Here is a 12149-nt window from a genome sequence, read left to right on the forward strand (position 1 = left end):
TGAGATGTGAGATGATTAGTAATAATTTGCCTGAAGGGCTAGGTTTGCACTTCCAATGGATTGCGCTTTTCTGCCTACAAGACCTTCGCTTATGTGTACCTGAGCAAGGCCACGCATATCAAGCGTCTCCATCGCGGTTTGCGTATGCGCGACCAATGCGTTTTTGACATCATCAGGAATTGCGCCATCTATGATTACGCCGTCTAGGTCTAACAAGCTCATTGCACATTGAGTCGCAAAGGCCAATCCTCTGGCGGTTTCGCTTAACCAGTCTTCTATTGAGTGCGTGTCACAAGACCAGTGGGATGGCGATTCATAAATATGCTGACCGTTGTGCCCAGCGTCGTTTAGCTTTCTTTCCAGCAAATAAAGTGAAGACTGGGTTATTAGCTGGCTTTGTGTACTGCCATTGTAAAAGGGTAAAGAGCCAATGGCCCCAGCGTTGCCTGTTTTTCCATTAACTAACTGGTTATTGAGTACCAGGCCACCGCCTAAGAATGTGCCAACAAAGATGTAAAGAAAACTATTGTAGTTTTGGGAATTACCGAAAGACATCTCTGCGCTGCACGCTGCTCCAGCATCATTTTTTATAAAAACAGGCAGTGATAATAAATCTTCCAACGCCGCTTGTGGGTTAAACTCTCTCCACTCTTCCAATTCAGTTTTTGGGGCTCCGGCTTCTTCTGCCCAACTCCAAATTTCGAAGGGCATAGCAACGCCTAAACCTCGGATTAGGCGCTGTTGGTCGGTATCCAAATTTTTAATGAGTACATTGAAAGCACGTTTTGCAAAGGTAAGCAGATTGCTTACGGTCGGGTAGGCAAACTTCTCGTGAAGTGTTGCTCTTACATTGCCTTTCAAGTCGAGTAACGTCATATCGAAACTTCGTCGACCTACTTTCAGCCCTATACCAAACGCGCCGTTTTCATTTAGACCAAACGGCACCTTGGGCTGGCCTACTCCGCCTTTGATTGGCTTTAGTCGCCTTACCAGGCCGTCAGCCTCTAGTTTTTTAATGATCACTGTCGCTGATTGTGCAGACAGCCCCGTTAACTGTGCTATTTCAGCTTTAGGCAATGAAGAACGTTGGCGAATTAGGGTAAGGATATCCCGTTCATTCGCTGAGCGGCTATCAAGCAATGTAGGTGCTTTTTGTGATGGCAGGTGAAAGGCCGATTCAGTATTCAATGTATTTACAATCTATCGTTTTAAGAAGCTAGAGTGTAATAACAACCTAGCCGTGTATCAAATTTAAGAAATGGTGTAGGTACTTGTTCAGACATAACTTTATTCGACAGTACTAGGTCAACCCTATCACACCCGTTGATTTTTGCGCAAAAGGTTAAATCAATTAGGTTGATTTAATTGATTCTTTCGACAATACTATGCCCCAATTAATTAACGATTCGTTAACCTTGCGCGAACTGTGCATAGGTAAGCTGCAATTTTTAAATTCTGTTAAGTGAGGCTGGTATGAAGATTTTATGTTTAGGTGAAGTGCTAATTGATATGTTAAGCCAAGGTGCTGCGCCCAAAGATGGCAACATACCAGCAATGAAACCTTTCCAGCCCTACGCGGGTGGTGCACCTGCTAATGTGGCAGTCGCTGTAGCTCAGCTAGGTGGTGAGAGTGCGATGGTCTCGAAAGTAGGTGACGATACTTTTGGCGCGTTTCTTAAAGAAATGCTAGAGCATTACAAAGTAAACACTGACTTCGTGTGGACTACACAAGAAGGTAATACGGCTCTGGCATTTGTAAACTTGGATGCAGACGGCGAACGCTCTTTTGATTTTTATGTTGATAATGCCGCGCATAAACACATTTCAGAGCAAGATTTGTCGACGATAGATTGTGATAAAAATACAGTGCTTCATTTTTGCTCAGGTTCTATTTCAGGCCCTGAACTTATTCCTGGTACCGAGTTTATTCTGAACAAGGCGAAGGAAAACGGCATGATGGTTTGTTTGGATATTAACTATCGCCCAGCGTTTTGGGATGACACAGCGAATGCGCCGTCACGTATAGATGAAGCTGCAAAGAAAGTGTCTGTTTTAAAGGCTAGCCGAGAAGAACTCGCAGAGCTATATGGCGAAGAAAATGCTGATACAAAGGTTCAGCAGTGGTTAGATAGTGGCGTTAAAGTGGTGCTAGTCACCGATGGTGGTGAGCCCATTCACTATATTACCAAGTCCTTCAGCGGCACGTTAGCGTCACCTAAAATGGATGTAAAAGACACGACGGCAGCGGGTGACTCTTTTATTGGTGGCTTCTTATATTTCCTATCTACAAAAGTGAAAAGCGCTGATGACTTCGACGCGTGGGCGGAGAACTTCGAGAATGTAAGCGAAGCTACGGAATTTGCTATCCGCTGTGGTGCTTACACGGTAACGCAGTATGGTGCATTTAGCGCATTGCCAACGCAGGCTAATATCGCTAAATAAGTATCGATTATCTTAAGATAAACAAAAGGGTTCAAAATGAACCCTTTTTTCTTCAATCGCTGCGCACCGGCAAAGGTGGCGTCAGCTGATGTATTGGTTGCTTAGTGCTTATCCGCTCTACTTTGGAACTTGCGTTCCTCGGTGTTTACCTTAATCCATTCGCCAGTGCTGATGTATTCAGGCACCTGTACAACCAGTCCGGTTGAAAGCGTGGCAGGCTTGGTTCGAGACGTAGCAGAGGCGCCTTTAATAGATGGGTCTGTCTCAACAACTTCAAGCTCTACGCTCATTGGCAAATCTAACGCTACTGGCACTTCACTTACGATAACCACCTGAATACCGTCGGTGTCTTCATTAATGAATAGCGCCTCATTTTCAATACTTTCTTTGTTCAAGTGATAAGGCGTGTAGTCTTCCTTATCCATGAAAATGTATTCGTCACCATCAACATAAGAAAACATTGCCGGACGACGAATTAAATCAGCCATATCTAATGTGTCTGAGTCTTTAAATGTTTCGTCGTACTTAGCACCTGTGACGACGTCATACATGCGCATGCGATAAATGCTGCCACCTGCACGACCTTGGGGTACAGAGCGCTCTATATCTCTAACTATGCAGGTCTTACCGTCAAATACCACGGTGTTATTCTTTTTGATTTCACTAGCCTTAGGCATGGCGATTTCCTATTTTTATGTTCTTCAGGCAATCCGCCCGAGGTCATCTGTAAAACTTCATTTTCAGCGATTTTTTCTTACTTAGGAAGTATTTTTACGTGGTTAGTTTTCGATTAACGCTTTAACGTTGGTTAGAGTGTCAGCTTCGGCGGCTGGTTTATCCCAACGAATACGGTGAATGCGAGGAAAGCGCAGCGCTACCCCCGATTTATGTCTTGAAGAAGGATGGACCGCGTCGAAAGCCACTTCTAACACCAGATCTTTCTTTACCTCCCGCACAGGACCAAAGCGTCCCACTGCATTGCGCCGTACCCAGTTGTCTAGCTTCTTAAGTTCTTCGTCGGTAAATCCAGAATATGCTTTTCCTATTGGCAGAAGTTGGTCGTCTTCCCATGCACCGAACGTGTAATCGGAATAGAAGCTCGATCGTTTCCCGTGCCCTCGCTGTGCGTACATCATTACCGCATCAACCACCAGCGGGTCGCGCTTCCACTTGAACCATTCCCCTTTGGGACGGCCGGGGATGTACTCGCTATCTAAGCGCTTTATCATCAACCCTTCCACCGCGCGATTTTGACAAACGCGGGCATGAAGTTCACGAAGGCTTTTAGGAGAGCTCGCAGAAAGGGTTTCCGATAAAAACAAGCGCTCGCTTTTGTTATGGTTAAACCATTCGTGGAGCGCCTGGCGACGTTCCTTCAACGTTTTCTCAGTTAAATCTTTGCCATCTAGCACCAAGGCATCGTAGACAATAAGTCCAACAGGTGAAGACGCTTGCAGTGCTTTACTTGGCTTTTTCTTGTTGAGGCGTTGCTGAAGTGCATTGAATGTGTCGACATTCGGCTGTGAAGCCATAGCGTCATAAGCGTCGCCTTTTACGTTATGAATAACCAGTAGTTCGCCGTCTAACACCATATTTCCTTTTACCGTTTCAAGTAGGTCGGGAAAAGAATGGCTAATGTCATCTCCTGTGCGTGAGAAAAGCGCCTTATCCGGCGTCTCTTCATCTATTGTTTGCCCTTTTTTGTTATCGTTCTGGTCTTTTCTTGTGGCGCATTTACTGGCAATAGGCTCCGATTTAACAGCAAGCTGAACGCGAATACCGTCGTACTTGTTTTCAATTTGCCACGTGTTTTCCGTAAAAGCATCAATATCGCTGTCCTCAATAGGGTGGGAGAGCATCACGGGGTGGAAAGTAACTGCATTTTCAATGTCAGGTTTGTCAGCTTTGCCTTCTAGCCAAGCAAGCATGTCGGTGTAGGGTGGTGTAACCGCGTGCCACAGCGTTTCAATTTCTTTGATATCTTTATTGCCATAATCGGCCAGTATTTGTTTAATGGAGCGAGCCGACACGCCTATGCGCAATCCGCGGGTGCCAAGTTTCAATAAAGCCCAGCGCTGTGCAGGGGTCATTATCGTCAGGTAGTTGGCTAGCGTTTCCGACACCTTCTGTTTACTCACAGACGCAAAGGTTTCTACGACTTCAGTAAGACTTGGAAGATTATCCGTAGGTTCACGGTAAGGCCATAAATGCGCCACGGTTTCGCTAACCTCTCCCACATAATCGTAGCTCATTGCAAAAAGTGCAGAGTCAGTGTGTTCGGTAATGAGCTTTTTCACAGTGTTACGCTTAAAAAAATCGAATCGCAACGTACCGGCCATAGCGGCTATAGCCCAGCCACGATCAGGGTCAGGTGTGTTGGCAATGTAATCAGCAATGAGTTGCGCTTTGGCTTTGTTTCCCGACGTGTAATAAAGTTGCTCAAGCAAATTACTAAATGCTTTCATTAGTCGCCTCCTTGCTCTTCTTCATCGTAGCCGACAAGCGATAATGCCCTAGCTTTGAACCCCATTTTTTCAGCTTGATACATTAACGCGTCCTCTCTACCATGGGTCACCCATACTTCTTTGGGATTCACTTCTTCAATGGTTTGTAATAATTCTGGCCAATCGCAGTGATCGGAAATAATAAGCGGTAGTTCGGCATTTCTTTGCTTCGCACGGGCGCGAATTTGCATCCAGCCAGACGCCATAACAGGGCGCACATTGGGTAAGCTTCTCGACCACCTGTCGGCCAATGCCGAGGGGGGCGCTAATACAATCTCACCTGCCAGTGCTTTTTTATCTGCGACGTCGGATACAGGAATTAAAGCGCCTAGACTTATTCCAAGCTGTTCATATAAATCGCATAGCTTTAGCTGCGCACCATGTAAGTAGATGGGCTTTTCGTACCCCGCTTCACGTAGCGCTAAAATAACCCTCTGGCATTTCCCTAGGGCATACGCACCAACAAGGTGGCATCGTTCGGGAAAAACACGTAACGAGTGAAGGAGCTTATCTATTTCGTGCTCTATAGGTGGATGTTTAAACACAGGAAGGCCAAAAGTGGCCTCGGTAATCAATACATCGCAAGGGACAACTTCAAACGGCGGGCAGGTAGGATCGTGGCGGCGTTTATAGTCGCCAGAAACCACAACGCGGTAGCCTGCATATTCAATAAGAATCTGGGTGGAGCCTAAAATATGCCCGGCGGGGAAAAAAGTGACCGCAACGTCATTAAATGTCACTGACTTACCTAGCGTTATGGCGTGTTGGTGTGTTGCCATATCATCGCCATAGCGGGTTTTCATAATAGCTAGCGTCTCTGCGCTGGCATAGACACTGTGGTGGCCGGCGCGCGCATGGTCGGCGTGGCCGTGAGTAACAAGTGCGGTTGACACTTCATTCATAGGGTCAATATAAAACTGGCCTGGCTCGCAATACAGGCCAGTGTCGTCAGCTTTTAGCCACGTTGATGGATGCACTACGCATAATTTCCACGAAATAAACAATGCTCTTACTACGTAGTGAGTACCTAAAATCGACCATTTGATATTCCTTCGTTGAAGATTTTTGCGAACTGTAAAGCGCTTAAGCACTTTGTTTGTCGCAGTAGATATGGACTTGGATACAGCTTCAGAAGAGGTACTTTAAAAGTCTCTCACTTTACATGTGCGGTTGAATCAATGGAGTACTTTCCTTGATGAGAAGTAACACTGATAAGGATGCTGTAGTCTTATAACGTGCTATTCGAGCTACCTATTGTACAACCTCAAGTTGTTGGGCTTCTGATGCTGTTGCCTCTAGCGTCGCTTCGGAGAGGTGTGGATTATTAAGTTTAAGTACGGTTCTCTCTGAAAGCTTCAGCGCTTTTTCAATATCTTTAAAACTAATGTATTTTTCAAATAACGCGGCGAAGCTTCCGTCTTGTCGAGCAATATTTAATCCCCGTTCTATGCGCTGCGCTAATTCAGGTTTCGATTGTGAAACGAAGAAGAACATGTAAGACGGGTAATACAATAAAACTGAAGGCTCTATGATAATGTCTGGGTCGTTTAGTGATTTCGCCTCTACCACCGCCTCATGAGCCGCACGTGGAAAGTAATCAATTCTACCAGCCTTTAAAAGCTCAATGATAATGTCGTAATTACTGGTTCCTAACGTAGTAAATCCGTTGTGCTCTAGAATCTGAAAATCGGGCCAGTCGTGACCTTGACCTGCAATAAACCGCTTTAGGTCAGGCGCGCTACGAACATTGTTAAACTCACGTAGAGTACTTTGGCGGATCAAAGAGACGCGATAGCCCATGATTCCGTTCAATAGAGGAACCCGCACCGGAATGGCTTGCTGTTCACGTAGTTTTGACGTCACTGTCCAAAAAACGTCAATTCCCCCTTCTTGGTTTAGTTGGCGCAGAACGCGTTCTTGCACCAAATTGCCGCTACTCTCTACGAGATATGTTGGTTTAATAGGGTCTTCTGTTTTGCTAAGCGCTAATTTAAGTAATGCAGAGTAATAGGCATGAGAGGCATAGTCGAGCTCACTACTTTCGACTATCTTAACTTCGTAACTGCTAGGGGGGAGCTGTGATGTTTGCGCACTGTCCAACACACTTCCAAAAGCTTGTTGACAGAAAAGGTGCCGAATTATCATCACCGCTACTATTGAAAATAGCCCTACTCGACGTCGATTTTGTATCATGCCTATTTACCTCAATGGCTAAGGAAAAGCCATTGGACCTGCTAACCTTTAACATTGAGTAAAGCTTAGCAGGCCTACTTATTTAGGTTACGTTTACCGTTCAGTATAGACACAATTTTCAAGATGCAAGCGATATGGCGTTAGGTGAGCTGCTCTATTTCGTCCTGTTTCAATTTTTGCTTTTTGTGAAAACTGCGCAAATACATTTTTCGCCATAGGGCTTCAAAGGGACCTTGGTTGAAGTGCTTAGTAATGCCGTTCGCCAAAATAACTTGTACTGCGGTGAAGGCGATGGTGACAAGAAGCAAATCAAGCAACGTTACGCTGTAAATAAAGTTTGGAAAATAAGCGGGCATGACGATGCGAAATAGTACAGCGAGTGCTATTGATTGGGTTAAGTAGAGGGTGAACGCAACTTTGCCGCAGTTTATAAGCGACTGATACCACCACGCCGCAGTATGTCTTATATTTATCAATAGGTGAGCGTATACCAAAGCACAGAAAATGGCTGGAATGCTAGTGAACATGGGAATCACATCTAATGTTACCTGTTCGAATAAAAATTGCGGAAGTGCAGTAATGATGGATGTGACGATAGCAACCAATACTAACTTCTTAAATAGTAGTGACGAGAAGCCGTGATTGAAAAAGCCTGCCCTATACAAATAAGCGCCAAACATCATAAGCCCCATAGACTGCCACAGCATAGTGAATGGCGCGACAATAACCGTAGACAGCATAAATGACGCTTGAATACCAAGCTGCGTTAAATAGCCGCTTTGCCACAAGGCGACTTCTTCGTTAAATGTTTCACTGGGTCGCGTTGGCAGTTCAGCCCCCATGTCGAACACAAACGCCATGACGAGCCCACCAACTAACATAATTGCGCTTCCCACAATAAGGTAATGAATACTTTTCTTTTTGAGTTCATCTTGAGGGAGCGTGAAGTGTTTTAAAATAAAAAATGCGCACAGGCTGTAATAAAGCAAAATGTCGCCGCTGAAAATAAATACGCCATGCAGTAGCCCAAATACAAACAGCCACTTAAGTCTGGCTTGTGAGAAATCTAGGAAATGTTGTCCGCGCTTTTCACAGGCCTCAAATTGAATTGCCAGACCTGCACCGAACAGCAAGCAGAACAGAGAGCGAAATCGTCCATCCAAAAACAGCGTGTTAAAAAGTGAAATAACCGTGTCTGATAATAGCGGCTCTTCAAAAAAAGCATAGTTAGCGTAACCGTTTTGGTGAAACGTAATGTTCATGAATAAGATGCCAAGAATGGCTAAACCTCTAACGGCGTCTATTGAATGAATTCGCATGTACGGTCCTTGTAAGAAAATCGCTAATTCGTGAAGCATAAGAAGGTCAAAAACTCTGCGCTGAAGTTTACGCTAAGAAAATGCATAAGGTCGAAGTGAAAAATGTATCTAAACATTAAACGCGCTGAGGATGATTACATTGTGAATCTATCGTAAGGCGTGACAAGTAAACCTAACCAAGGTTTTGCCGTATAAGTGCTAAAAGTATTAACAAGAACCATCAATGACTTCACTTCCTTCAGTCTTTGCCCATTGGTTTGAACAAAAAGGCTGGCAACTACGCGATTATCAACACACCATGCTGGTGGAGAAAGACCAGCATGACTGTACATTATTGATTGCGCCAACCGGCGCTGGCAAAACCCTGTCAGGCTTTTTACCTAGCCTAGTCGAACTTGCAGAGACATTTGGTATGAGCGAGCTTGCTGAGGCATTCGGTACGAGTGAACTTGATGAGATTTCGGAAAACCAGGAGCTTGTTAAGAAGACCGGAACCAGTGAACAAGCAGAAATAAAAGCAATAAACAAACAGGCAACAAAAGGAAAAGAAAAGGATGGGTTCAACGGCCTACATACCCTTTACATATCGCCGCTGAAAGCACTCACGCAAGATATTCATCGTAATTTGTTACAGCCCATTGAAGAGATGGCGCTGCCGATAACGGCAGAAACACGCACAGGCGATACGCCCTCACACAAGCGCCAGCGTCAACGTAAAAAGCCGCCAAACATCCTGCTTACCACACCAGAATCGCTCATGCTGATGTTGAGCTACGCCGATGCCGACAAGCTTTTTGGCAAGCTTAAACGCGTGATCATCGACGAAACGCACAGTTTAATGGCCAACAAGCGCGGAGACTTTCTTTCACTCGCCCTCGCGCGGTTAAGCATTCTATCACCGCATTGTAAGCGTATTGGCTTATCAGCCACCGTCGCTTTTCCCGAAACGCTAGGTGCGTGGCTGGCTGGCAGTGACGGTGTAGCTAATATTGTAAAAGTGAAAGCGGGTGAAAAACCTAAGGTGGAAATGCTGCACTCTAAAGCGCGCATGCCTTTTGGCGGCTTTATGGCTCGCTACGCCATCGATGATATTTACCAGGCCATTGAAAACGCCAAAACCACGCTGGTTTTTGTGAATACGCGAGCTCAGTCAGAGCTGTTGTTTCAAATGCTGTGGGAGGCAAACAAGGCTGCGCTGCCCATTGCGCTTTATCACGGCAGCTTAAGCAAAGAGCAGCGTCGTAAGACCGAAGCCATGATGGCAAGCGGCATGCTGCGGGCAATTGTATGTACGTCGGCCTTGGAGTTAGGTATCGACTGGGGTGATGTAGACAAGGTCATACAAGTTGGCGCACCTAAAGGCGTAAGCAGGCTGCTGCAAAGGATAGGGCGAGCAAACCACAGGCTCGACGAGCCAAGTGAAGCGTTGCTCGTACCGGCAAACCGTTTTGAAGCGCTGGAGTGTCAGGCGGCGATCACCGCTATTGAAAAAGGGGAGCTAGACGTGGAAAGCCCACAGCCAGGGGCACTGGACATTGTCCCGCAATTTATATTGAACTGCTTGTGTAGTAGGGCTGATAGCCCAGATACCTTGTATAAAGAGATACTTACCGCCACGCCATACCAAGGGCTCGATAGAGATGATTTCGACAAACTATGGCAATTTACCCAAGACGGGGGCAGTGCGCTTAATGCGTATGAAAGATATCAGCGGCTGACGAAAAACGACGATGGCACTTACTCGCCAGCGAATCGGCGGGTTATTCAACGGCACAGACAAAACATAGGCACTATCGTTGAAGCGGGGCGGCTTAAAGTAAAGCGTATTCGAAGAGGAAACCAGGGCAAGATTATAGGTGAAGTAGAAGAGTATTTCGCCCAGCAACTAACGCCCGGAGACACCTTCTATTTTGCAGGAGAAGTATTGCGTTTTGAGGCTATTCGAGACATGCAGCTACACGCTAAGCCTGCAAAAGCTAAAGAGCCGAAAATACCAAGCTACGCAGGTGGCCAAATGCCCCTTTCTACCTATCTAGCGGAAGGGGTACGGGCAATTTTGGCTACTCAGAAATCGTGGAGAGCACTGCCTGCACAGGTACAAGAGTGGCTTAAACTTCAACAGGCGTTTTCTCAATTGCCTAGCCCTGACAACGTGCTAGTGGAGCAATTTCCGTTTAGACAGGCGCACTATACCTTGTACTACACCTTCGACGGACGCAAAGCGAACCAAACCTTAGGTATGTTGCTAACGCGGCGAATGGAAAAAATGGGCATTAAGCCTTTAAGCTTCAGCGTGACCGATTACGGATTATCGGTAGCATCAGTAAACGCCATCACACAAGGGCAACTGCAGCACCTATTCCAGCCAGAAATTTTAGGGGACGAGCTAGAAGACTGGATGTTACAGGCACCTATGCTTAAGCGCTCGTTCAGGCAAGTGGCGGTGGTGAGTGGGCTCACTGAACAGCGCTATCACGCCAGCCAAAAAACCATGAAGCAGGTCACGTTCTCCACGGACCTAATTTACGATACGTTGCGTGAACACGACCGCGACCATATCTTACTTAAAGTAGCTCGGGCCGATGCAGAACGTGAGCTACTTGATTTACGGCGACTCGCTAATTTACTTATTCGCTACGTGGATTCAACGACACTGGTAAACCTTGAAAAACCGTCGCCCATGGCCATTCCTATAGTACTGGATGTGCGCAGTGAGCAAGTGAAAGGCGCTGGTGCGCAGGCTATCATTGAGCAAGCTAATTTATATGCAGAAGCTGAAACCATGTTAGATGAAGTTCGTGCATTGTTATCGGGCTCATCTGTTGAGTAATATTAGATAGAAGCAGCAACGAAAAAAATACGAGGGTAATTTGGCAATAACTGACGCGTGGCTAACCGAAAAAGTAAGCCAGCGCCACATCACTATTACAAAATATGCAGACTACTTGTGGCTGCTAGATGCGCGCGGTGTGGCGTATTTACCCGCATGCGATTGGCTTATAGTGTCTGATCTCCACTTAGAAAAAGGCAGTTATTTACGCAGTTATGCGAACCCGTTGCCGAGTTTAGATTCCACCGCTTCGTTAACGCGATTAGAGAGCATCATCGATGATTACAAGCCACTGCGAGTAATCAGCTTAGGTGACAGCTTTCACGATAAACACAGCATGTCGCGCATGACCTTTGATGACCGTCAGCACTTATGTAGGCTAGTTGATAGTGTGAACGAGTGGATGTGGGTAGAAGGTAATCATGACCCAGATTTACCCGACGGCATACCGGGTACGCCGTGTTTTGAAATAGTGTTAGATAATATGGTATTCAGGCACGAAGTAGAAACGAGTGAAACTCGTGCTCAGGTTATTGGCCATTATCACCCCAAAAAGCGCACAACCATTACTCGCCGCCGTTATTCAGGCAAATGCTTTACTAACAACGAAAATGTATTTGTGATGCCAGCCTTTGGTCAGTTCACTGGTGGGCTAGATATTGATGAAGAGGTAATGCTAACGCTTCTGCCCAAACGCTCACGACAGGTATTCATGCTCTACGACAAGATTATATTTAAAGTATGAACCACCCAAATGGGGTCAGAGTACATTTTGTGACTTAAATTTGTCTTGGAAAATGTACTCTGACCCCATTGTTTCAAATAATGTACTCTGACCCCATTATTTAACCCCATTATTTA

At 45.8% G+C, this 12149-nt stretch carries 9 protein-coding genes; 3 read left to right on the forward strand and 6 right to left on the reverse strand.

Annotation, left to right across the window (positions count from 1 at the left end; all coding sequences use genetic code 11):
* Window positions 1-15 precede the first annotated feature (15 nt).
* A complete protein-coding gene (locus NO989_RS00895) occupies window positions 16-1188 on the reverse strand; it encodes an ROK family transcriptional regulator (RefSeq protein WP_101566185.1) in 1173 nt (390 codons plus the stop codon).
* Window positions 1189-1473: 285 nt separating this feature from the next.
* On the opposite strand from NO989_RS00895, the gene NO989_RS00900 reads away from it, so the two are divergent.
* Window positions 1474-2442 (forward strand): carbohydrate kinase, encoded by a 969-nt coding sequence (locus tag NO989_RS00900; protein ID WP_014951072.1) that lies wholly within the window; start codon window positions 1474-1476, stop codon window positions 2440-2442.
* A 101-nt stretch (window positions 2443-2543) separates the two neighbouring features.
* Here NO989_RS00900 and yeiP read toward each other — a convergent pair whose 3' ends face one another.
* The 5 genes from yeiP to NO989_RS00925 form a co-directional block, all read right to left on the reverse strand.
* Window positions 2544-3119, reverse strand: a complete 576-nt coding sequence (gene yeiP / locus NO989_RS00905; protein ID WP_014951071.1) for an elongation factor P-like protein YeiP — start codon at window positions 3117-3119, stop codon at window positions 2544-2546.
* A gap of 102 nt (window positions 3120-3221) precedes the next feature.
* A complete protein-coding gene (locus NO989_RS00910) occupies window positions 3222-4907 on the reverse strand; it encodes a cisplatin damage response ATP-dependent DNA ligase (RefSeq protein ID WP_371341876.1) in 1686 nt (561 codons plus the stop codon).
* Window positions 4907-5923: a ligase-associated DNA damage response exonuclease gene (locus NO989_RS00915; protein ID WP_039229360.1), complete on the reverse strand. Its 1017-nt coding sequence runs from the start codon at window positions 5921-5923 to the stop codon at window positions 4907-4909. The genes NO989_RS00910 and NO989_RS00915 overlap by 1 nt, the downstream gene beginning before the upstream one ends.
* Window positions 5924-6197: 274 nt before the next feature.
* The gene (locus NO989_RS00920) at window positions 6198-7139 is read right to left on the reverse strand and encodes a transporter substrate-binding domain-containing protein (RefSeq protein ID WP_239240904.1); all 942 of its coding nucleotides are present in this window, start codon (window positions 7137-7139) and stop codon (window positions 6198-6200) included.
* Between the two features lie 140 nt (window positions 7140-7279).
* Window positions 7280-8458 carry a DUF418 domain-containing protein gene (locus tag NO989_RS00925; protein WP_281715384.1) on the reverse strand — a complete coding sequence of 393 codons (1179 nt, stop codon included), beginning with the start codon at window positions 8456-8458 and terminating at the stop codon, window positions 7280-7282.
* Between the two features lie 223 nt (window positions 8459-8681).
* Here NO989_RS00925 and NO989_RS00930 point away from each other — a divergent pair, with 223 nt between their 5' ends.
* Together NO989_RS00930 and pdeM are read left to right on the forward strand one after the other, a co-directional pair.
* Window positions 8682-11288 (forward strand): ligase-associated DNA damage response DEXH box helicase, encoded by a 2607-nt coding sequence (locus NO989_RS00930; protein ID WP_371341877.1) that lies wholly within the window; start codon window positions 8682-8684, stop codon window positions 11286-11288.
* A 40-nt stretch (window positions 11289-11328) separates the two neighbouring features.
* Window positions 11329-12033: a ligase-associated DNA damage response endonuclease PdeM gene (gene pdeM / locus NO989_RS00935; RefSeq protein ID WP_061486720.1), complete on the forward strand. Its 705-nt coding sequence runs from the start codon at window positions 11329-11331 to the stop codon at window positions 12031-12033.
* Window positions 12034-12149: the final 116 nt, after the last annotated feature.

Source organism: Alteromonas sp. DY56-G5 (assembly GCF_041414725.1).
In the GTDB taxonomy this organism is placed as follows: domain Bacteria; phylum Pseudomonadota; class Gammaproteobacteria; order Enterobacterales; family Alteromonadaceae; genus Alteromonas; species Alteromonas macleodii.